Here is a 21919-nt window from a genome sequence, read left to right as displayed (position 1 = left end):
TGGTTTAGCGCCCTTTGTTGCGATGGAAACGGCTGGCTTTTTCAGTAACACCTAAGTTGCTTTGACTGCGATGTGAAGCGTGCTCAGCGGAGAGTGTGGCTTTGGTATGCTGCATCGCTTTACTCGCTAAGTTAACTTGCGCCTCATCTTGTGGATTGTTGGGCAATATACCAACCTGCATTGCGCTAGGAAATTGTGCATCGCCGATTACGCCGATATGAGGTTGTACAATCGCAAGTTCAGCAAAGTTGTCTATCATACTATTGATTTGGTTTGTATATGTGGCAGGATTACCGTGCAGAGGTAAATCATCAAGCCAGTCAGTACGATAAGCAAAAGCCTGTTGACGAGTACTGTCAGATAATGAGGTATCAAGCACTTGTTGATAGCGGAACTGATTCATTATTTGATTTGGCACTCGAGCAGGCCAAAATGTCGGTAAAAATGGATCGTACTCAGAGTTGTAGCCATCTCTACAACTCGCGGTATCAGTTTGCCAAGGAATAGCCATCCAGCGTGTTATTCCACCTGCAACTTGGCCACCAAACAAAGGTCCTTGCGCTAGGGTATAAACGTCGCTATTCATTACTGGGCCGTAATAGTAACGGTCGCTTGGTAAGTCCGCTTGGGCGTGCTTGAGTCGAAATGCCGACATATACATGCCTGCGGTTCGCATTGGCCAAGTCATTTCACAGCCTGGGTGAAATGCATCAGCAAGGCAAAACTCCATCGCGCCGCGGGTAAGTAATTCTGGCTGCTCGGCAATAGGATAATCATCTAACGCGGTTACATTTGCATGAGCCGGACAAGCTGATTGTGGGGTGTAATCATTAATAAAATCACCCTTCACCCATTGCTCTAAAAAGCTCAATTGCAAATTTGATAGCGTTGCATGCTGGCGCACTGAGCCTGTGGGAGGAATGCTAATCGCATCACCATATAGCCAAGGCCACAGCTGTGGAGCCTGCGCACCGGGAACATCAAAACGACGAAAGTTATTAGACAGAGTTCGGCGTAATTCCTGATAGGCAGGAGAGGGATCGCTCAGCTTTTCTAGCCATTCATCTGTGGTGTAATTAAACTGACCACCCCAGCCAAATGCGCCTGCAAATCCATCATTAACCCATTGTAAATCGGTCATTCGGGTAAAAATGGGTTGAATGTCGTTGCGAAAAGAAGGTCGCTGTGGTCTTGCCAGCATACCGGCATCTACAGCAACGTCGCGCATTAAATCCCACATGGTGCGTACTGATTTTTGCATCGGTGCATAATCCGGTGGCGCGCAAATAACCCAAGCGGGCTCTACGCGAAGTGCTACCCCCTGATATACAACCTCAGCTGTAATTGGGCCATCTGAGGTGTCATCATACCAACCTTCATTATTTGCAAAGGTAATCGCTATATCGCCATTTACGTTACGTGACACACCATGACCACCGAGCATTAGTAAGCGGCCGTTTTTATCACTGCGCATTTCGCCTAAGTACACGTCTTGATCCATAAATTGGCCAATAAACTCATGCTTAGATTTTACGTTTTTGCGGTTTATACTGTGTTTGCCACCCTTGATTAACAGCTTGCTACGATCGGCTACATTGTTATTACGCAGTAACGATGGCGGCGCATCGGCGGCTTCTGGAATATCTAAAGCAATTTGAAATTCGTACCAAGAGGCTTTTTGATTTGCTAATTCAGCGTGCCAAGTGATCTCTGCATTGTCGAGGGTCAGTTCTTTTATCGCTTTGCCAGCGGCATTAAAACCGTAAATTCTAAACTCAGCGGCTTGGCGTTTTAATGCGCCGGTTTTATCTCGGTAACTGTGTTCATCAGTATGGGCTATGGGCTGTGGTTGTTGTGGGCCAATAAAGTAGTCTTTTTTACTATTACCTACGCGCATTACGCCAATCGGCGGATAAATACCAGCATAAACAATGCACTCAGAGTCAATGTCTTGATCTTGCTGTGGCTTAAATGCACTCAGCTGTTTAGGCTCTTGTAGCTGCTGACCATTAGCTGTATGTCGGGCATGAGCACTGGCCGCATAGGCTGACTTTCGAGCCAATGCAATGCTGCCTAGGGGCTCGTGGGCGGCTAAAGTACGCCAAATATTAAACGCTAAGTTATTACCAAGCTCAGCTTGGCCAATCGCGGTAATATTTTGTTGTGCTAAATGTAACCGCGCAATACATACATAGGGGCTTTCTTCGCAGCTCCACACGGCTTGTGCATCATCAAGTGGCATTGTTTTAGGGTTTGTTCTTAATTGTACTTCAAAGCGAAAGGTTGCACTGCTTTGCCGTAAACGCCGCTGTAAGTCTAAGGCGAGGTAATTATTATCGACACTTGGTGCGCCAAGTTCACTGTCTTCAGGCACTAAGCGATATTTTACAATCTGTTGTTCGCCTAATTTGAACGGTAGTATTGCCCAATAATTAGCGCTTAAACAGCTTGCTTCAACTTTTTGCATGGCCTGTAAAATAGTGGCTGTTTGTATGTGTTGTGGATTATTTAAATAGGCATCATAGTTTTTATCGATCACGCCTGCGGTGGTGAATTGGCACATCTGTTGCGCATTTTTGGTGAAAAATCGATCCATGTTTTGAAAAATAAAATCTGCGGTTTCAGCTTCGCCAATTAGCTTTGGCCCATCGACTGCAAAGAGCTTCACCGCCAACCCTAATGTACTGTGTAAATCCGGTGAGGATGGCAACGTATCACTTGAAAAGCGCACCGCACATTCGTATTCTTTGCCTGCAAAAATGCCAATTTTAAATTGCGGGTCTATATCTGGGTTGATAATAAAGTGACCATAAGCAATGCCATGCTGCTTTCTAAATACAGCTCGTTGTGCTGGCTGTTGACCTTTGTCTATACGCGGCACTTGACCAAGACCAACAAACATTTCAGTTAACCGCTGGCAGGCTAATTCAACATCTTTGTCGTTTGACCAACACGGCACATTGTTAGCAGTTGCTGGCGTTTTAATGCTGTGCTTTTTGGGTTTTTTCGCCATTATTATATTCCTTATAGTATTGAAGCGGCTCTAGAGGTATTAGCTCTAAAAGTTCTTTTCAGCAAGTTCACTATTATTGAGCTGCTTGCACATTGAGCTGTTGATTGCTGCTGCGTAACTTTTCAAAATTGTTAAAAATATGACTAACGGCCATGGTGGATTGACCCGCACTAATGCCGTGACACGCAAAGCAATTGTTAATTGAATAATTAGCAGTTTGATTGGGATCGCCATAGGTTTGGGTATAGGTCTCTAGCGTTATATTGGCAAGCGCCAGTGAACCACGCAATTTGTCGTTAGCATTAGGCGGTACAATATTGCCGCTAATGCCATTACTAAATTGATAACCTTGGGTACTTAACCAGACACTGCCAGCATAAAAATAGTGCTGCCAATGAGTGCCTTGTGCTGCTAAATTTTTATTAACACTGAGGTTGAGTTGCTGAATGTTATTAAAATTTTCTGCATCTTGGTTTTGCTGTGTGGCTGTGGCGACTGTTGTATAGGGTGCGCCGTTAGGTACGCCAAATTGATAAAGTCTAAACGTATTAGTGGTTGTTTCACCTTGTGGGTAGCTTAGGTTAGCGTCGCCAGCCGTGGTGTTTTTTCTATAAAAAATAAAGTTATCGCTATCGCTTACCACTTTATTTGCATCGTAAGCTGTAGTGACTTTTTTAAATGCACTCGTTGAACCGTAATAATCAGGCGTTGATGCTTGATGTTCAAAGGTGGCCCAAATAAATTCCGGGTGATTTTCTACTACCCCAACAACATGCATACCGATTAATGCGACCTTACTGTTACGGATGGTTTTATTATCCGCTTTGATCAGTGCTTGACGAGTATAAAACTGCGCGTCTATCTCTTGTTCAGAATATAGCGCGCGTAGTTGATCTGTTGCCAACCAGGCTGCTTTTATTTCAACCGAGCCCACAGCAAACTGATCACTGCTGGTGATCGGGGTTTTAGCTGCCGACTTGATGAATTCACGGTTTATATGAATTGAATAGTAAGCAGGCTGATTACCATATTTTGTAAATAACTCGCCATGGCTACTACCCGCCTGAGTGGTATCTTCTAAAATTAGTTGAGCACTTAATTTAAAGCCTGTGGGATTGAGTAAATCATTCCAAGGCTCAAGATAAGGCATCATTTCATTGTTTACTTGCAAGTAGTCATCGCCAAACATGACTAGTTGATTGGTCTTTTTATCTATTTGAGTTAAATACAGAAACTTCTGCCAAGACCATTGATGAAAGTCACAGTTAGTGGATTTATCTTGTCCGTTGACCAATGCAAACGGGCTATCTTTACCTTCTTTAGGCGGTTTAACTGGAGAGTTAAACCAATCGCTTTGAGCACCACAATTAGTTTGCGACGCATATTGAGCAGATAATTTCCCAGTTGCATGAGCGGTTAGCGAGCTTAGACAGGCTAATGCCACAACGGCGATTGTAACGGACTTAAAAGGTGCCATGATAATGTTCCTACAGTTGCTAATTGAGCTAAATAATTTTTATCAATACAAAGTAGGTCACTACAGATAAGAAATCTATTACACGACATTGCAGCAAGGAGTCAGCCAGTATTTAGGTTGCTCAAGTTGAGTGCTTTGTTGTTACTGGGGTTATTGGATTAATAATTGTGGTTGTTGCCGAACGGTTTTAAGGGGGCAGCTGTATCTTAGTCTTAAAACGAATAAGCGCGAGTTATACTCGCGCTTAGCCATTACTTTAATATGTTTATAAGTTTGCTATTACAATGCTTTAAATCTAATCGCTGTACCACCGCTGGTGGCAAGGTTGAGAGTTAGCTTATCAGCCGCCGTAACAACGCGTGTTTCTATTGTTAAATCGTATGGGTTATTTTTCCACTCGGCTTTATCGCCATCACGATAAATCTGCGCTGCAAACTTTTTGCCTTTATCTAAAAAGTCGAGCTTTACTTCAAGTGTACGTGCTTGTTCGTCGGTCACGGCACCTAAGTACCAATCGTTACCTGAGTAGCCATCGCGTTTACGCTCTTTACGAGCAAATACTACAAAGTCACCAACTTCACCATCAAGGGCAATACTTTGCTGCCAATCGGTAGGTACGTCTTGAATAAACTGAAAAGCATCCGGTTTGGCTAAATAGTTACGCGGTAAATCTGCGGCCATTTGAATAGGGCTGTACAACACCACATACAAAGCCAACTGCTTTGCTAACGTGGTTTGCGGACGGTTAGTGTCAGCACCTAAGCCATTAAAGCCCATATCAAAAATACCTGGGGTAAAGTCCATTGGCCCTGCCAACATACGCGTGAAAGCCAGCATTGGAATATGCTCTGGTGGATTTGGCGGTGTGCCCCAGGCATTAAACTCTTGGCCGCGAGCACCTTCACGGGCGATCCAATTTGGGTAAGTACGGCGCAGGCCGGTATCTTTAATTGGCTCGTGAGTATTAATGCTAATTTTATGTTTAGCAGCGAGCTTTACACTGTGTAGGTATTCATTAACCATAAATTGGCCATCGTGCCACTCATGGCGAGCAATGCCGTTTTCATCAATACGTTTGATGTTACCACCATCTGCTACGTAACCTGTTTTTACTTGGCTGACGTTAGATTTTTCGTACAGCGCGTAAGCGTCTTCCATTTGCTCGCGGTAGTTAGTTACGTTGCCTGAGGTTTCGTGGTGGCCAATCAGTTGCACACCTTTTTGTTTGCCGTAACGAGTAAGCTCTGCAATATCAAAATCAGCGTAAGGTTTAGTAAAGCTAAATACATCACCGTTGAAGAACCAGTCGCCATCCCAGCCAATATTCCAACCTTCAACCAATACGCCATCAAAGCCATATTTAGCCGCAAAATCCATGTAATATTTCGTGTTTTGTGTGGTTGCGCCGTGTTTTTCACCGCTGCCCCAAGTGGTTTCATTGATGTGCATACCCCACCAAATACCCACGTATTTACCTGGTTTAACCCACGATACATCACCGAGCTTGTTTGCTTCATTGAGGTTTAAAATAATATCTGAATTGATCAAATCAATGGCTTTTTCGCCAATTTGTACTGTACGCCATGGAGTATTAAATGCACCGTGCTTTTTAACTGCGATGCCATCAGACCAAGGTGTTAAGTCGGCTTGTAAAGTCCCTGGACGACGTTGATTGAGCACCATGCCTGCGTAATCAACCAGAGCAGCTTCGTGGATACTGACATGGACATCGTCAGCATTTTTAAAGGTAAATGGGGTGTGTACCAGCGCCGCTTGTTGTAGTGGGCTGGTGTTATAAACGTATTCATAACGGTTCCAACCACGCGCAGGGATCCACCATGCGGTGGCTTTATCTGCCCCACTAATGGCAAACTCGGTGAGTTCTTTAGTGATTTCGATGTTTTCAAACCCTGCTTGTTTCGGTACTTCGTAACGAAAACCCACGCCATCATCAAAGGCTCGAAAACGAACCGTGTATGTGCCGCCTTGTGGCGCTGGTTTACTAAAGGTAACGGCAACTTCGTTATGTTTATCAATAACGGTTTGGCGTTCACCCCAAGGTTGTTGCCATTGGCTGTCATGTTGAGAACTTTTAACGTCGGTTATTGTAAAGCCTTCAGCAAAGGCGGCTTGTTGCTTAAATTCAAAGCCAAGTGATGAGTTTTCAATAACATTTTTGCCGTTAAAGCTGATCTTATAACTTGGTGTAGCTTGCTGATCCGAAATGGTTATTTTTATGTTTCCGTTTGGAGATTGAATCGTCGCGTCTTTAGCAAAGCAAGCACTTGAAAATCCAAGTAGAAGTAGCAAAGGTAATCGCATAGCTGTTCCTTGAGGTGTAACCTAATTGAATCATTTAGCATAAAGCGCAAGCGCCTTGATTACGAGATGGCTGCATACGTATTCAATTTATTAGTCGGCCAAGTTTTAGCTAAATATGCAAAATAAAATTAACAAAGTATTAATTGAATCGGTCTATAATGAATAAAGCCAAATAATAAGACATTTAGATGAGCAAACTATTTATCGCTACTTTATTTATTTTTATGATGAGTAAAAGTCATGCTGTAACCATCACCATTAATGATCAAAACCAGCAGCCGCTTGCGAATGCGGTGGTGTGGCTAACTGCAACAGATAATACTCTACCAACCTTGCCAGTGAGCTCGCCATTTACTATGACGCAAAAAGCGCGGCAATTTACTCCTCATGTTTTAGTGGTGCCGCAAAATGCACAGGTTGAGTTTCCAAATGCGGATTCAATCATGCATCACGTTTATTCGTTTTCAACAGCTAAACCATTTGAATTAAAGCTGTATCGTGAACAACCGCAAGCCCCGATCCGTTTTGAACAAACTGGGGTCGTTGAGCTAGGTTGTAATATCCATGATTGGATGTTGGGTTATATTGTGGTGGTTGATAGCCCATTTTATGGCATTACAAATAACCAAGGGCAAATTGAACTGACGCCAGAACAAGGCGATTTTAAGCTTAATGTATGGCATGAAGGGTTTAGTGATATTAGTCAAACTGAAAGCAAAGCAATCGGGCTCACCAGTGCAGCGATTGTTTATCAAATAGAGCAATCTATTGTGCCTCGTATTACCATTGCGGTTGATGAATTTGATGACTATGAATAAAGCCATTTTTGCTGTTAATTTACTGGGATTAATATGCAGTATTAATGCGTTTGCACAAGTAAAGGGCTTAGTGCAACTAAGTGCTGTTAAAGGTGATCCACAATTGAGTTGGCAACAAGGTGGGGTAGGGCTGTACCGGTATGACAGTGATAATGATGGCATTGTACTGTCACAAGGTTTGCTTGATTTTAGAGTCGATTTAACGACCGCTTGGTCAGCGCATGGGGTTATTAATGCTTACCAAGATCCGCAGTCGAGCCTAGGTTTTAGTCAGGCCTATTTGCAGTATCAGCCACTTACACAAAGTAACTATAAATGGCATTTGCGGGTAGGTGGTTTTTACCCACTATTGTCATTAGAAAACCCCGATATGGGTTGGCTCTCGCCTTATAATTATACTAACTCAGCAATAAACTCATGGCTAGGTGAAGAGGTACGTACCGTTGGAGTTGAGGCCACTATCAAGCGGCCTGGCCGCAGCTTTAACACTGCCCATAGCTTTAGCTTCGTTGCTGCTACTTTTAAAGGTAATGATCCTGCAGGAACATTACTTGCGTGGCGTGGCTTTGCATTACATGACCGTCAAACCACCTTTAATGAAAGTATTGCCTTTGCACCAATTGCTTCATTTAATACCCCTCAACTTCAGTATCAGGCAAATCAGGTGCTGCCCTTTGAAGAGGTTGATGGACGCTTTGGTTATTACCTGGGAATGCACTGGGATTATTTAAAAAAATCACAATTTCGTTTTTATTATTACGATAATAATGGCGATCCTGCTGCGCTAAATTATGCTACGGGTCAGTATGCATGGGATACTCGCTTTGCCAGTGCTGCTTGGCTTTATAAATTGACAGCTCAAACACGTTTGATAGTACAAGCTATGTCTGGCAAAACGGCAATGGGCAAAAACCGTGGCGTTAATAATGACTTTTACAGCCATTTTGCGTTACTTAGCCACAAAATCGCAAAACATCGTTTTTCCGTACGTTATGATTTTTTTGAGGTAACCGATCATGATGATTGGGCGTTTGATCCAAACGCCAGCCATGGCGAAGCTATTACCGCAACATGGCGCTATCAGTTAACCCCGCAATGGCAGCTTGGTATTGAAGGCTCAGCATTACATAGTCAGGCAGATAACCGCGAGGCGATGGCAATGGCCAGAAAATTATCGCAACAGCAGCTGAGTTTAAATGTGCAGTGGCGCTATTAATGGTAATTTTGTGCGTTTGAACTATCTTTAAGTATCGATTGATACTGCACTTTTACGTATAAGGTGAAACATGAAATTACAGAGTATTCGTGTTAAAAGCTCCGTTCCAATTGTGTTACTTGGGATTGCAATAATTGTGCTGATCACAGGTTACACATACTTAATTAACTTACAAAAAGTTGCTTTAGACGCACAATCTGAGCGGTTTCTAAATGCTATTTCAGTCGTGGTTAACAGTGACCGCGATCTCTATCAAGCCAAAGTGGCCGAACTACACTTAGTAACTAATAAGATGGGCAGTGCAGAAGAGCTGCAAGATCACCGAGAAAACGCACAGCAAGTGAGCGAACGTTTTAATCAATATTTACATTTTCTATCAGCCTACCCGCAAGTGACTACACAGTTTGGTGGCTTTGATAGTGCCTTTAATAAATGGCTATCAGCATCAAACGCGTTTATCAACGACCCGCAAAACAAGCAAAAGAATCAACAGGCCGATACTGAGTTTGCAGCGCTGCGCGATATTTTAGATAAAGCAGGTGAACAAGCTGAGTTGACGTCGAAACAAGAAAAACAAAAACTGCTAGAGAAGATCACCACAACGAAATGGTTTTTACTGACTATAGTGGTGGTACTGTTAGCGATTTCAGCTTGGTTTAGTTATATGATCCCACGTCAGCTAACGAAGCAAATGCATTATGTGACAGCGCGAATTAATGATATTGCTTCTGGGGATGGTGATTTAACAGGACGTATAGCGATAGCAAGCCAAGATGAATTTGCCGAGCTGGCCACTGCATTTAATCGCTTTTTAGATAATTTGCAGCAACTGATCCGTGATATTTTAGGTCAAGCTAATGAACTCAACCATTTAGGGACTGATTTAAGTCAGTTCGCAAATCAAAATAATCAGATCACTCAAAAACTCAGCCAAGCATCTGAATCAATCGTCAGTGCAGTTCATCAAATGAGTGTTGCTAGTCGCGAAGTGGCCAATGTGGCGCAGCAATCTTCAAAAGAGGCTGATAATTCACAACAACTGGCTAAGCAAGGTTTGACGGCTGTGGCTAATTCGAGTGATAAAATAGTCGCGCTATCTGAAAATATGGAACATGCCAGTAACAAATCAACTGAACTGCAACAAAGCTCCGATAATATAGCAAAAGTGCTGGAGGTGATCCGCGCGATTGCAGAGCAAACTAATTTACTCGCGCTTAATGCTGCTATCGAAGCGGCGCGTGCTGGCGAACAAGGGCGAGGGTTTGCGGTGGTCGCCGATGAAGTACGCACCTTGGCAACGCGCACTCAAGAAAGCACTAACGATATACAACAAATGGTTGAGCAATTTGCCAATAGTGTCGAACAATCTTTAACGGCAATTAATGGTGGCAAACGCTTTGCGGATGAAGCCGTAGCCTCGTTTACGCAAACCAATGATGTGCTTAATGCGATGCAAGAGTCATCAGTAAAAGTGAACGATATGGCCATGCAAACAGCGCAAGCTACCGATGAGCAAACCGCAGTAGCAGAAGAAATTAGCCATAATTTATCGTCATTGAACGATCAAACCATGCAAGGTGGCGAGCTGGCACGTTCAACCGAAGAAGTCGCGGTAAGAATGAATCAATTAACCGATGAATTAAACCGCCTAGTACAGCGCTTTAAAGTTTAATTTTTTGCTGTAGGTAATAAAAAGGGTTCGATAGAACCCTTTTTGCATTGTGAGTAGCTAACGTTTACTTTTTCTCGAAAGCGCGTTTCATATAATTTGGTGTTGCCAGTGCGCCGTGGTGAATACCGCTGTTGTAGTATTCTGTAGTTTGCGCAAGCTCAGCGGCTGACTCTTCTCTAAAGCCTGCGAAAGCTTCATCTTTACGGGCAAGCGTTACTGACCATAAACCACTTGGGTAAATTGGCTGAGGAAATGGCAGAGTTTGTAAGTCTTTAAAACCAACGGCTGTCATTGCATCGCGCATTTCAACCAATAATGGCATATGCATCAATGGCGATTCACTTTGTTGCACCATAATGCCGCCAGTGCGAAGGGCGTTTAAGCAACTAGTGTAAAATGCATGGTTGAATAAACCTTCACCAGGGCCAACCGGATCGGTACCATCAACAATCACCACATCGATAGACTCAGGCGCGGCTTCACGCATGTATTTTATACCGTCGTCAAACATCACTGTGGCACGTGGATCTTGGTTTGCTTCACATAATTCAGGGAAGTATTTTAATGACATTTGGGTCACTACTTCGTCGATATCGATTTGTGTAACAGACTCAACGCCCGGGTGCTTGAGTACTTCGCGCAAAGTACCGCAGTCACCACCACCAATAATCACTACATTTTTTGGGTTTGGGTGAGCAAGCAATGCTGGGTGGCTGATCATTTCATGGTAAAAAAAGTTTTCGCGACTACTTACCATAGTGCAACCATCAATAATCATTAGGTTGCCAAAGTCGGTTGTTTCATACATTTCAACCTTTTGGAAAGGAGATTGTTGCTCATCTAACTTTTTGTTGATGCGCAGAGAAAACGCGCTGCCGTCACGTTCACTGATTTCGGTAAACCATTTACTTTGATCTAAATTTGCCATGTCGCTAGTTACACTTTTGAGTTGAGTATGAAAAAGGGGCAATTCTGCCAGTGCTTGGCGTTTTGCTCAATGAAATTTTCACTGTTCCTACGAATAATTTAACCTGTGCTTTGGGAAAAGGTCAATTTTTGTTAGCTTGGTGGCCGCTGACGTATTAAAATGTGCGTTTATACTTGCTTAACTATAGAAGAATTTGCCATGACTTGGGGTTTAGATACAGCACGCTCTACATATAACGTCGCACATTGGAGCGATGGTTACTTTGATATTAATAGCCAAGGTGAGCTGGTTGCCTATCCGGATGGCGATCAAACTAAAGCCGCTATTTCATTAACCGAGTTGACTGAGCAATTCAAAAAACAAGGGTTAACGTTACCTGTATTAGTGCGCTTTACCGATATTTTGCAAAATCGGGTTGATACTATGACCCGCGCATTTAGTAGCGCGCGCAATGCCCGTGCTTATCAAGGGCAATATACTTGCGTTTACCCGATTAAAGTAAACCAACAACGTTCAGTGGTCAGCAAGCTATTAGCACACCCGAGTGGCTTGGTGGGTTTAGAGGCCGGCTCAAAACCTGAGTTAATGGCAATCCTAGGCGTTGCGAAGCAACCAATCACGATTGTGTGTAATGGCTATAAAGACAGTGAGTTTTTACGTTTAGCTTGCATTGGCCAAGCAATGGGTCACAAAGTAAAAATCGTGGTTGAAAAACTCTCCGAATTAACGACCTTATTAGCTGAAATTGAAGATTTAGGCATTGAACCTGCCATTGGTATTCGTATCCGTTTAAATTCAGTGGGCAAAGGCAAGTGGCAAAATACCGGTGGCGAAAAAGGTAAGTTTGGCTTAACGGCTGGGCAAGTGTTAACTGCCGTTGAAGTACTTAAACAACATAACAAGCTGCATTTAATGCAAATGGTGCATTTTCATATTGGTTCACAAATTGCCAATATTCGTGATATTCACCGTGCTTTACGTGAATGTTCTCGTCACTTCGCCGAATTAAGCCAACTAGGTGTACCACTTAATACCGTAGATGTTGGTGGTGGTTTAGGTGTCGATTACGAAGGTTCCGGTTCACGTAGTGCATGCTCAATGAATTACACGGTCGAAGAATACGCCCGTAATGTGGTTAATGCGTTTGCAGAAGTATGCGAGCAGCATGAGCTTCCGCATCCGGCGATTATTACAGAATCAGGTCGTGCACTCACTGCGCATCATGCGGTGTTGATCACTGATGTTATCGACGTCGAACAAGCACCTAATCACAGTAATCCAAGTGCACCAGAGCCAAATAGTGCATTAGTTCTTGATGAGATGTGGCAATGTTTACAGCGTTTAAACCCACGTATGGCACTGGAAATTTACCACGATGCGATGCATTTATTTAGCGAAGCGCACGACCAATACGTACATGGTTTAGTCAGCATGCTGGAGTGGGCGAAAATAGAGCAGCTTTATTTTACCATTTTGCATCGCGTTCGTGCGTCATTGAGCAATGCGCGTGCGCACCGTGAAGTGCTTGATGACCTAAATGAAAAATTGGCAGATAAACTGTTTGTGAACTTTTCATTATTTCAGTCATTGCCAGATGTCTGGGGTATTCAACAGTTATTCCCAGTAATGCCGATTGAAAACCTTGATAAGCCGCTAACACAACGCGCGATTATTCAAGATATTACCTGTGATTCTGATGGTCAAATTCGTGAATATGTTGAGGGCGCAGGGATTGAAACCAGCTTACCTATCCCACAATATATACCAGGGCAGCAATACCACATTGCCATGTTTATGGTTGGGGCGTACCAAGAGATATTAGGAGATCTGCATAACTTATTTGGTGATACTGATTCTGTGCACGTTGAACTCACCGAGCAAGGCTACCAGCTTACTAATGCGATTAAGGGGGATAGCGTTAAGGATGTATTAAAGTTTGTTGATTATGATAGCGATATTTTTTCGGATAACTTTGCTACCACAGTACAGCAGTTAGCTATTAGCGAACCTGTTAAGCAGCAATATTTAGCGGAGCTAAATGCGGGCCTTGAAGGGTATACCTATTTTGAAGATTAATTGCGATATTGCGTATTGCGTTATAAATTGCCGTACAGTTTTAATGAAAGGAATTAAGTAGTAATGTCTTTGCTCCGTTGTATTTTTAGCATCTTTTTTTACACCATAAATACGATAATTTGGTTTGTGCCAATTTTGATCTGCGGCTTAATAAAGTTAATCCCGTTCAAGCCACTGCAAAAAGCAATGAGCTGGATAGCTAAAAAGTGTGCCAGTATTTGGGTGTCTTGCAATTCAATTAATCAAAATATTTTTACCCCTCATCAGCTAAACGTAACTGGGCTTGAAGAAATAAAGCTAAAGGATTGGTATTTGGTTATTGCCAATCACCAAAGTTGGGTTGATATTTTGGTGATGCAACGTGTACTTAATCGTCGCATTCCATTTTTAAACTTCTTTTTAAAAAAAGAGCTAATCTATGTGCCGTTTTTAGGCTTAGCGTGGTGGGCACTGGACTTCCCATTTATGACTCGCACCAGTAAAAGCCAGCTTAAAAAGAACCCAAAACTGCGTGGTAAAGATTTAGAAACGACACGTAAAGCCTGCGAAAAATTTAAAGAAATGCCAGTCAGTATTGTTAACTTTGTCGAAGGTACACGCTTTACAACACAAAAACACGCCCGTCAAAACAGCCCGTTTCCGCATTTATTGAAACCAAAAGCGGGTGGTGTGGCATTTGTCATGCAAGCTATGGGTGAGCAAATTTCTAAAGTGGTAAATGTCACTATTCAGTATCCAGATGGCATACCAACTTTTGTTGATTTTGCCAGTGGTCGAGTAAAGCAGATCAACGTGCATGTTGAGGTAATACCGGTAAGTGAAGAATTAATTGGCGATTACAGCGGGGACTCTGAGTTTAGAATACGTTTTCAATCAGAGTTAAACCGTTTATGGCAAGAGAAAGAGCAGCAGCTCACTAAGCTTGAACAAAACGTTAAGTCACAGCAACAAACGTGATCAGCGCAGAAACTAATAGCTAAGCAAATCAGCACAACATTATAAATGTGTGGCTGTTACAGTGTGAAGCAACGAGCAAGGTAGTTAAAATGACAGTTATTCAGCATCACGCAGCAAGGAATTAAATTACCATGACGACTCCAACTCATTTACAGCAGCTTGTGCAACCTTGGTTTGAAGGGGTGCCTGATACGGCGTTGTTTAGCTCTTTGACCGCTACCGCGATCGGGGTGTTCTCACTGCTAGTTGTATATTTATTTACCCGTCGCTTAATGTTGCCTGGCATTCAAAAAGTGGCCACTAAACTATCTCCTGAGCGAATTGGGGTATTGGCGCCAATGCTGACTAAGCTCAATCGCCGCTTTGCAGGAATGCTCTGTTGCGTATTATTCTTGGCAACTTTTGACAGTGTTTACCCCGTTGGTGAATTTGCCGCTGAGGTATTTAAAACGATTGGTCAAACGCTGCTGATTATTCATGTTGGTTTTATCATTAGTAGTATCGTCAGTATTGCGGGTGGTATTTATAACCAGCTGGAATTTGCCCGTGAAGTGCCAATTCAAGGTTTAATTCAAGTTGTTAAATTAATTACTTTTATGATCTGCGCAATCTTGATTGTGAGTATCGTACTGGAAAAATCGCCGACTTATATTCTCTCTGGTTTTGGTGCTATTGCAGCGGTTACCTTATTGGTATTTAAAGACACTATTTTAGGCTTTGTCGCCAGTATTCAAATAGCCGCCAACCGGTTAGTAACCTACGGTGACTGGATCCAAGTAGATAATTACGGCGCAGACGGTGAGGTTATTGATTTAGGTTTAAACACCGTAAAAGTACGTAACTGGGATAACACCATTACGACCATTCCGACTTATATGCTGGTGGCAGGCTCATTCAAAAACTGGCGAGGTATGCAAGAGTCGGGGGGACGTCGTATTAAGCGTTCACTCAATATTGATATGAACAGTATTCGTTTAGCTGACGATGAGCTTACCAATAGCATTGCTCAAACTATCGCGTTACAAGAGTATATTAAAATGAATATGCTACCGGATCCGGTATCAAACCTAGGGTTGTTTCGCCGTTATGCTGAAGGGTATTTAAAGCAGCACAGTAAAATAAACACGTCACTGACATTAATGGTACGAGAGTTACAACCGCTAAATCATGGCTTACCGATAGAGTTTTATTGTTTTAGTGAAGATAAGCGCTGGATATCGTACGAGCACTTACAAGCAGAGATCATGGATCATTTACTTGCAGTGCTGCCTATTTTTGACTTGCGTGCTTATCAAAGTGTCAGTGGGCAATTTAGTCCTGCGGCGATTACTCCAACCGGTATTAAGCCTACGATTAAAGTGGCAAATAATACTGAAGCAGACCCACACTAATAAAGGCAATTAACAGCCACCAAATTGGTGGCTTTGCCAGTCTTAGCCATGCAAAAGCAGCCGCAACAATCACAATATGCCAAATGGAGTGAACGGCTGATGTCCAAATCGGTGAATACAGTGCTGCTGCTAAAAATCCCACTACAGCCGCATTAAGCGCGGCAATACTGCTCGCAAAGCGCGGTCTTTGTGCTAATTGTAACCAGCTTTTTTGAAATGCTAACATCAATAAAAATCCTGGGGTGAAAATTAGCAAGGTGGCAATCACTGCCCCCATTAATGGCTGATTATTATTGAGTTCAGCACCGAGGTAAGTTGCAATGGTAAACATCGGTCCCGGCACGGCTTGCGCACTCGCGTAGGCACTTAAAAATTGCTCGGTTGGTAAACTTGGTAAGCCAGCTTGTAAAACCGGCAATACCACATGACCGCCGCCAAATACCATAGCTCCCGCTTGATAAAAAGGTGCAAAAGCCGAAAATTGAGAACCTAATGGTACGAAACTAATCAGCAATAACAGCGCAAATAATATTAAGGCGGGCCAATTTATAGCGAGGCTTTGGCTCTCACTAGAGGCTTCATCTGGGGCTAGTTTGAGCAAAGGATAAAAAGCGCCAATTACCGCTGCAATAACGAGTACTAAAATTTGGCTGCTTAAGTTAGGAACTAATATCAGCACTGAAGTACTCAATACGGCAAGCGCTTTGAGAGCCCAGCTGGTACAAAAACTTTTTGCCATGCTGAGCGTTGCATCAGCGACGATCACCACAGCAAACAATTTTAAACCGGCAATAATTGCGAAATAAATAGCGTCAAATTGATGGGCGCTGATGGCGAGCAACGCCATGATCAAAAATGAAGGTAAGGTAAAGCCAATAAATGCAGCAATGCCACCGAATACCCCAGCACGTTCTACACCAATTGCGAAGCCAACCTGACTTGAGCCAGGCCCAGGCAAAGCTTGACTAAGGCTGATCAGTTGCGCATAACGCTGAGCATTGAGCCATTGTAAGTTATCAACAAAGTGGCGCTTAAAATAACCTAGGTGTGCCGCAGGCCCACCAAAGCTCATGCAACCGAGTAAAAAAAACTGCTTAAAAATAGCTAGTAACATGAATTCTCTCGTTTGTTATTTCTATAACAGCTAAGTATGACAAAATTTCGTGACAATTTTATGGTTTTTAATCTTTGTACCTGTCTACAATGTAAAAAAGGCTTTGTTAAAGTTAAGTAGTTATGCGATTTATTGTTTATATTTTTATAATTTTTGCCTTTGTAAACTACGCCTATGCTGCAATTCAACCTAATGCGGCTGTGCAAAAAATATCGTTAGCCGTTGATCACGCACCACCATATAGCCAAATTAATCAAAATGGTGAAGTCTCAGGCGCGATTGTTGATATCTTTCAGGAGATGAAAAAGCAACTGCCTTTTAAGTTAGAGCTGGTTGGTTGCCCATTTTCACGTTGTGTAAGAATGTTAGAGCAAGGCGAAGTTAATGCGATGGGCGGTTTGATCCTAACCGCTAAGCGCCAACAAAGGATGCAATTTGTAACACCACCTTATATGGTTTTAAGATCTTCATTTGTATTTTACGCGCGCCAAGATAGTCAATTACAAATCAAAAACTATGATGATTTATATGGTAAGAAAATCGCAGTGATGCGTGGCGCAGCACATTTCAAACGTTTTGATGACGATAAGAAGTTGATTAAAGTGCCTGTTTTGGCTGAGAGTACAGCCATTGAACTGTTATTAAAAGATCGGGCAGATTTAGTTATTGCAGTCGAAGACACCGCAGATCATGCCATGAGCGTGTTAAATCAACCAGCCAATAAACTGCTTAAAATGCAGTATCGTTTTAATGATACAATCTATGGCTACCTTGCCCTAAGTAAGCAGTTTTCAACAACTCTACTTGCGCAACAGATTGAAGTATTAATGAAAACCATGGCGACTAATGGTCAGCTCAATCAAATAATTGCCCCCTATAAGTTGCCGCCACTTAATGAACAAGCGCTGCGCTTTTAACATCTTCTTCATATTTCGTTCATTGCAATTTTTGCATAATAGATGTTAATGAAAGAAATAATAACCAAGGAAATACCATGACTTTAACCAAACCATTACTAACTGCGACTATTGTTGGGCTATTACTAACGGGTTGTGAAACCACCAACACCGGCATGGGCGCTGGCATTGGTGCAGCTACAGGGGCAGTACTAGGTAAGGCGACGGGAGATCATGATGATAAACGTATCTTTATTGGTGCCGCCATTGGTGCGCTAGCCGGTGCTGCGGTTGGTGATTACATGGATAAGCAAGAAGCGGCCTTTCGTGATGAGCTCGCCGGCTCAGGTGTTGAGGTTGTGCGTGAAGGCGATAACTTACGTTTAGTGATGCCATCTAATATCACTTTTGCCACCGATCAATCGTATATTTCATCGGGGTTTCATAACACCCTAGATGCCATTGCAAAAGTAATGAATAAATATGAAAAGACCTATCTAAGCATTGAAGGTCATACTGATAGCACAGGTAAAGACAGCTACAACATGAACCTATCTGAGCAGCGTGCGCAGAGTGTGAAAGGTTATTTAGTGAATCAGCAAATTCTAGCTGGGCGTATTAGTACCCGTGGATACGGCGAAACTCGCCCAATTGCCAGTAACTACAGTGCCAACGGCCGCGCGCAAAACCGCCGTGTAGAAATTCAAATCGTACCTAATACTGAGGGTTAATGTTTTATCTCAATCATTTGCTACCTAAGCAAATGATTGAGATTATTTACCGCTTACCGCTTACCGCTTACCGCTTACCGCTTACCGCTTACCGCTTACCGCTTACCGCTTACCGCTTACCGCTTACCGCTTACCGCTTACCGCTTACCGCTTACCGCTTACCGCTTACCGCTTACCGCTTTCAATCCCTATTAAACTGCAACTCACATAATTTCTGATATAGCGGATTTATCGCTAATAACTCTTGGTGAGTCCCTGTTGCTATAATTTCACCTTGTTCCATTACCACAATCATATCTGCATGTTTTACTGTGGCGAGGCGATGAGCAATGATCAAGGTGGTTCTGTTTTGCATTAAGTGCTCCAGCGCGGCTTGCACATGATGCTCACTTTGTGCATCCAAAGCGCTGGTTGCTTCATCAAGCAGTAGTATTTCAGGATCCTTTAAGATTGCTCGCGCAAGCACAATGCGTTGCTTTTGCCCGCCAGATAAACGCACTCCTTGCTCACCTAAAAAGCTTTTATAACCATTAGGTAGTTGCGCAATAAACTCATCGGCATGAGCGTGTTTGGCTGCGGCATATACTTGCTCATCGGTTGCATCTGGGTTGCCATAACGAATGTTATGCATCACATCAGAGCTAAACAATATCGGGTTTTGTGCCACCATGCCCATGCTGTTTCGTAGCGTATTCAGTGATAGATCTTTTATATCAATGCCATGGAATTTTATAGCGCCAGTGGCAGGGTCGTAAAAACGTTGTAGTAATTCAAATAACGTGGTTTTACCAGCACCAGAAGGGCCTACAATCGCCACGGTTTGCCCTTGTTGAATACTGAGTGATACATTTTTAAGTGCACTAACATCAGGGCGAGACGGGTAGTTAAAGGTAATATTACTAAGCTCTATGGCGGCTAAATCAGTATTGTTGTGTAACTGGTCATCAAGATGTTGTACTGGGTTAACTATTTCGCTTTTTACCGCGAGTAATTCAAGTAGTCTTGCTGCGGCACCCGCCGCGCGTTGCAGCTCACCATAGACCTCGGCCACCGTTGCTACCGACATTGCCACCATAATGGCATAAAACACAAATGCACCTAGCTCACCACCACTCATAGTCCCTGCCAGTACATCGCTGCCACCGACCCACAGCATCACACTAATGGCGCTAAAGGTTAAAAATATCACCGCTGCAATTAAAAATGAACGTTGTTTAATACGGCTTTTCGCAACCTTAAAGGCTTTTTCGGTCTCTAGTGCAAATGCGGCTTGCTCACGTTGTTCATGACTATAACTTTGCACTACTTTAATATTTTGAATGATCTCACCTGCATAGGTGCTGATATCGGCAATCGCATCTTGGCTGGAGCTGGCAAGTTTGCGCACTTTACGGCCAAACACCATCATTGGCACTAACACCAGCGGCACACAGGCAACTACCACTAAAGTGAGCTTTAAATTAGTAAATAACAACATGGCTAAACCACCTACCAACATCAGTGCGCTGCGCAGTGCCATGGAAAATGACGAGCCAATGATTGACTGCAATAAAGTGGTGTCGGTTGTTAAGCGCGACATTAATTCGCCGCTGCGGTTCTCTTCAAAATAGCTTGGATGCAAAGTAACTATGCGATCAAATACCGCTTTACGAATATCGTTACTAACGCGCTCACCAATCCACGACATTAAATAAAAGCGGCTGAATGTTCCCACTGCGAGTAAGCTAATTAAGCCAATCAGCACTATGATGGCTTGTTTTAACTGTTCTTGGGAGCCGGCAATAAAGCCGTGATCGATTACAAATTTAACCCCTTGGCCCAGTGATAAATTAACCCCAGCGGTTACAAGTAGCGCCACAAGCGCCGAAAATACCACCCATTTATAGGGTTTAATAAACTGAAAAATCGGAATCAAACTACTAAAAGCAGCTTTGTCTTTTGGCTCGGCTTTATTGGTGCTCATGCTGGATTCTTTTTGTGCAATAGGGTATAGATATGGTTACTTAAATCATAATTTCAATAACCAAGCTCATAACAACTAAGGGACTAACATGGCAACTCATAAAGTAACCGGTGAATTTAACGTTAAACTCAACCCCATTGAAGGCTATGCAAAAGGCATTGATGGCGTAAATTTAGGTCGTATGTCGATTGATAAAACCTTTACTGGGGAGCTTGAGGCGACCAGCACTGGCGAAATGCTCAGCGCCATGACCGCCACCCAAGGTAGTGCCGGTTATGTGGCAATTGAACAAGTAGTTGGTACTCTTGCAGGTAAACAAGGCAGCTTTGTCCTGCAACATTTTGGTACTATGGATAAAGGCCAAGATTCATTGATTTTAAATGTAGTGCCAGATTCGGGTAGCCATGAACTTACCGGCCTTAGCGGGAAAATGGCAATTCGCATCGAAGCTGGAATACATTTTTATGATTTTGAGTATCAACTTTAAAAGGTTATAGCAGTGCAAAAAATAATAGAATTTAAAAAGACGCGTTTTTTTGGTGGCGCAGATATTAAAGCACTTAATGAAAAGATTTATCAGTTAAACCAAGATGGCTGGAAAGTCATAAATGTAAGCTCAATCACAGGGTTTTTCGGCGAAGCGAATGGCTATGCGTTGCTCATTGAAAATAACGAGTTGTAGATGACACTATCACTTTGGCTCAGTTTAGTCGCTGTCTGTATGATGGGTGCAATGTCACCTGGGCCAAGTTTGGCTGTAGTGTTAAAGCATAGCATTCATGGCAGTATGAAAAATGGCATGCTGGCAGCGCTAAGTCATGGTGTTGGTGTCGGTTTTTATGCCGCAGCATCGTTACTTGGCCTCGGTGCGCTGATGGTGCAATTTCCCACTGTATATCAAGTGTTAGTGTATCTAGGCGCAGCATACTTGGCATATTTAGGAATTAAAATCTTATTAGCAAAACCAAGTGCTGATGAGTTACAGATTACTCAGCAAAGTGGTAATAGCAAACAAGCGCTGCAAGATGGTTTTGCTATCGCATTTTTGAACCCTAAACTCGCTGTATTCTTTTTAGCCTTGTTCTCACAGTTTATTGACCCTGAAAACTTAAATTTTCAGGTTGGTATGATCATGTGTTTAACCGTGTTTATGATTGATACTGGCTGGTATCTGCTTGTTGCAGCGTTGACTGAGCTTTCAAAAAAGCGCTTTGCTTTTACCAAATCTTCCCCTTGGCTTGATAAAATATTAGCGGTGGTTTTTATAGGGCTAGCAATAAGAGTGGTGCTAATGGTGTAGTTTATTCAATTTTTGCAATCCTTACTGCTTACCTTAAAAGCTGTT

Annotated in this window: 18 protein-coding genes; 12 read left to right on the top strand and 6 right to left on the bottom strand. The window is 42.8% G+C overall.

Annotation, left to right across the window (positions count from 1 at the left end):
* Positions 1-4: 4 nt before the first annotated feature.
* The 3 genes from ACMVDV_RS12285 to ACMVDV_RS12275 form a co-directional block, all read right to left on the bottom strand.
* On the bottom strand, positions 5-3013 hold the full coding sequence (locus tag ACMVDV_RS12285) for a LodA/GoxA family CTQ-dependent oxidase (protein WP_416158308.1): 3009 nt from the start codon (positions 3011-3013) through the stop codon (positions 5-7).
* A gap of 73 nt (positions 3014-3086) precedes the next feature.
* Positions 3087-4490 (bottom strand): hypothetical protein, encoded by a 1404-nt coding sequence (locus ACMVDV_RS12280; protein WP_416158307.1) that lies wholly within the window; start codon positions 4488-4490, stop codon positions 3087-3089.
* 279 nt (positions 4491-4769) lie between these two features.
* A complete protein-coding gene (locus ACMVDV_RS12275) occupies positions 4770-6812 on the bottom strand; it encodes a glycoside hydrolase family 97 protein (RefSeq protein WP_416158306.1) in 2043 nt (680 codons plus the stop codon).
* 188 nt (positions 6813-7000) lie between these two features.
* Between ACMVDV_RS12275 and ACMVDV_RS12270 the strand changes: the two genes are divergently transcribed.
* From ACMVDV_RS12270 to ACMVDV_RS12260, 3 genes are all read left to right on the top strand, one after another.
* A complete protein-coding gene (locus tag ACMVDV_RS12270; RefSeq protein ID WP_416158305.1) occupies positions 7001-7630 on the top strand; it encodes a methylamine utilization protein in 630 nt (209 codons plus the stop codon).
* Complete coding sequence (locus tag ACMVDV_RS12265) at positions 7617-8846, top strand: hypothetical protein (protein ID WP_416158304.1); 1230 nt, start codon at positions 7617-7619, stop codon at positions 8844-8846. Before ACMVDV_RS12270 ends, ACMVDV_RS12265 begins: the two co-directional genes overlap by 14 nt.
* Before the next feature lie 70 nt (positions 8847-8916).
* Positions 8917-10518, top strand: a complete 1602-nt coding sequence (locus ACMVDV_RS12260; RefSeq protein WP_416158303.1) for a methyl-accepting chemotaxis protein — start codon at positions 8917-8919, stop codon at positions 10516-10518.
* A gap of 64 nt (positions 10519-10582) precedes the next feature.
* Here the strand turns inward: ACMVDV_RS12260 and speE are convergent, their stop codons facing one another.
* On the bottom strand, positions 10583-11446 hold the full coding sequence (gene speE, locus ACMVDV_RS12255) for a polyamine aminopropyltransferase (protein ID WP_416158302.1): 864 nt from the start codon (positions 11444-11446) through the stop codon (positions 10583-10585).
* Between the two features lie 198 nt (positions 11447-11644).
* On the opposite strand from speE, the gene speA reads away from it, so the two are divergent.
* The 3 genes from speA to ACMVDV_RS12240 all read left to right on the top strand — a co-directional run bounded on the left by speA (position 11645) and on the right by ACMVDV_RS12240 (position 15870).
* A complete protein-coding gene (gene speA, locus ACMVDV_RS12250) occupies positions 11645-13522 on the top strand; it encodes a biosynthetic arginine decarboxylase (protein WP_416158301.1) in 1878 nt (625 codons plus the stop codon).
* 63 nt (positions 13523-13585) lie between these two features.
* Complete coding sequence (locus tag ACMVDV_RS12245) at positions 13586-14479, top strand: acyltransferase (protein ID WP_192542473.1); 894 nt, start codon at positions 13586-13588, stop codon at positions 14477-14479.
* 131 nt (positions 14480-14610) lie between these two features.
* Positions 14611-15870: a mechanosensitive ion channel family protein gene (locus tag ACMVDV_RS12240; RefSeq protein WP_192542472.1), complete on the top strand. Its 1260-nt coding sequence runs from the start codon at positions 14611-14613 to the stop codon at positions 15868-15870.
* On the opposite strand, the gene chrA is transcribed toward ACMVDV_RS12240, so the two are convergent.
* Positions 15833-16984 (bottom strand): chromate efflux transporter, encoded by a 1152-nt coding sequence (gene chrA, locus ACMVDV_RS12235; protein ID WP_416158300.1) that lies wholly within the window; start codon positions 16982-16984, stop codon positions 15833-15835. The genes ACMVDV_RS12240 and chrA overlap by 38 nt on opposite strands.
* A 122-nt stretch (positions 16985-17106) precedes the next feature.
* Here chrA and ACMVDV_RS12230 point away from each other — a divergent pair, with 122 nt between their 5' ends.
* The 3 genes from ACMVDV_RS12230 (at position 17107) to ACMVDV_RS12220 (ending at position 18806) form a co-directional block, all read left to right on the top strand.
* Positions 17107-17901, top strand: coding sequence for a substrate-binding periplasmic protein (locus ACMVDV_RS12230; RefSeq protein WP_416158299.1), 795 nt, complete (start codon positions 17107-17109; stop codon positions 17899-17901).
* Between the two features lie 77 nt (positions 17902-17978).
* Positions 17979-18611 carry an OmpA family protein gene (locus ACMVDV_RS12225; RefSeq protein ID WP_416158298.1) on the top strand — a complete coding sequence of 211 codons (633 nt, stop codon included), beginning with the start codon at positions 17979-17981 and terminating at the stop codon, positions 18609-18611.
* Positions 18612-18647: 36 nt separating this feature from the next.
* A complete protein-coding gene (locus ACMVDV_RS12220; protein WP_416158297.1) occupies positions 18648-18806 on the top strand; it encodes a hypothetical protein in 159 nt (52 codons plus the stop codon).
* Here ACMVDV_RS12220 and ACMVDV_RS12215 read toward each other — a convergent pair.
* Positions 18793-20574 (bottom strand): ABC transporter transmembrane domain-containing protein, encoded by a 1782-nt coding sequence (locus tag ACMVDV_RS12215; protein ID WP_416158296.1) that lies wholly within the window; start codon positions 20572-20574, stop codon positions 18793-18795. The genes ACMVDV_RS12220 and ACMVDV_RS12215 overlap by 14 nt on opposite strands.
* 88 nt (positions 20575-20662) lie before the next feature.
* Here ACMVDV_RS12215 and ACMVDV_RS12210 point away from each other — a divergent pair, with 88 nt between their 5' ends.
* Genes ACMVDV_RS12210 through ACMVDV_RS12200 form a run of 3 tightly spaced genes read left to right on the top strand, consistent with a single transcriptional unit; the run spans position 20663 to position 21874 of the window.
* Positions 20663-21061, top strand: a complete 399-nt coding sequence (locus ACMVDV_RS12210) for a DUF3224 domain-containing protein (protein WP_416158295.1) — start codon at positions 20663-20665, stop codon at positions 21059-21061.
* Between the two features lie 12 nt (positions 21062-21073).
* Positions 21074-21256 carry a hypothetical protein gene (locus ACMVDV_RS12205; RefSeq protein WP_064668494.1) on the top strand — a complete coding sequence of 61 codons (183 nt, stop codon included), beginning with the start codon at positions 21074-21076 and terminating at the stop codon, positions 21254-21256.
* Positions 21257-21874, top strand: coding sequence for a LysE family translocator (locus ACMVDV_RS12200; protein ID WP_416158294.1), 618 nt, complete (start codon positions 21257-21259; stop codon positions 21872-21874). It begins immediately after the preceding gene.
* The last annotated feature ends 45 nt before the right edge of the window (positions 21875-21919 follow it).

This window comes from Pseudoalteromonas sp. ASV78 (assembly GCF_047806705.1).
Lineage (GTDB): Bacteria > Pseudomonadota > Gammaproteobacteria > Enterobacterales > Alteromonadaceae > Pseudoalteromonas > Pseudoalteromonas prydzensis_A.
Note: the sequence above shows the minus strand (reverse complement) of the source record. Positions and strands in the feature narration are given on the sequence as shown.

Bases quoted from the DNA above. Each gene is read 5' to 3' on its own strand.
- ACMVDV_RS12285 (WP_416158308.1), bottom strand. From the start codon at position 3,013: ATGGCGAAAAAACCCAAAAAGCACAGCATTAAAACGCCAGCAACTGCT.
- ACMVDV_RS12280 (WP_416158307.1), bottom strand. From the start codon at position 4,490: ATGGCACCTTTTAAGTCCGTTACAATCGCCGTTGTGGCATTAGCCTGT.
- ACMVDV_RS12275 (WP_416158306.1), bottom strand. From the start codon at position 6,812: ATGCGATTACCTTTGCTACTTCTACTTGGATTTTCAAGTGCTTGCTTT.
- ACMVDV_RS12270 (WP_416158305.1), top strand. From the start codon at position 7,001: ATGAGCAAACTATTTATCGCTACTTTATTTATTTTTATGATGAGTAAA.
- ACMVDV_RS12265 (WP_416158304.1), top strand. From the start codon at position 7,617: ATGACTATGAATAAAGCCATTTTTGCTGTTAATTTACTGGGATTAATA.
- ACMVDV_RS12260 (WP_416158303.1), top strand. From the start codon at position 8,917: ATGAAATTACAGAGTATTCGTGTTAAAAGCTCCGTTCCAATTGTGTTA.
- speE (WP_416158302.1), bottom strand. From the start codon at position 11,446: ATGGCAAATTTAGATCAAAGTAAATGGTTTACCGAAATCAGTGAACGT.
- speA (WP_416158301.1), top strand. From the start codon at position 11,645: ATGACTTGGGGTTTAGATACAGCACGCTCTACATATAACGTCGCACAT.
- ACMVDV_RS12245 (WP_192542473.1), top strand. From the start codon at position 13,586: ATGTCTTTGCTCCGTTGTATTTTTAGCATCTTTTTTTACACCATAAAT.
- ACMVDV_RS12240 (WP_192542472.1), top strand. From the start codon at position 14,611: ATGACGACTCCAACTCATTTACAGCAGCTTGTGCAACCTTGGTTTGAA.
- chrA (WP_416158300.1), bottom strand. From the start codon at position 16,984: ATGTTACTAGCTATTTTTAAGCAGTTTTTTTTACTCGGTTGCATGAGC.
- ACMVDV_RS12230 (WP_416158299.1), top strand. From the start codon at position 17,107: ATGCGATTTATTGTTTATATTTTTATAATTTTTGCCTTTGTAAACTAC.
- ACMVDV_RS12225 (WP_416158298.1), top strand. From the start codon at position 17,979: ATGACTTTAACCAAACCATTACTAACTGCGACTATTGTTGGGCTATTA.
- ACMVDV_RS12215 (WP_416158296.1), bottom strand. From the start codon at position 20,574: ATGAGCACCAATAAAGCCGAGCCAAAAGACAAAGCTGCTTTTAGTAGT.
- ACMVDV_RS12210 (WP_416158295.1), top strand. From the start codon at position 20,663: ATGGCAACTCATAAAGTAACCGGTGAATTTAACGTTAAACTCAACCCC.
- ACMVDV_RS12200 (WP_416158294.1), top strand. From the start codon at position 21,257: ATGACACTATCACTTTGGCTCAGTTTAGTCGCTGTCTGTATGATGGGT.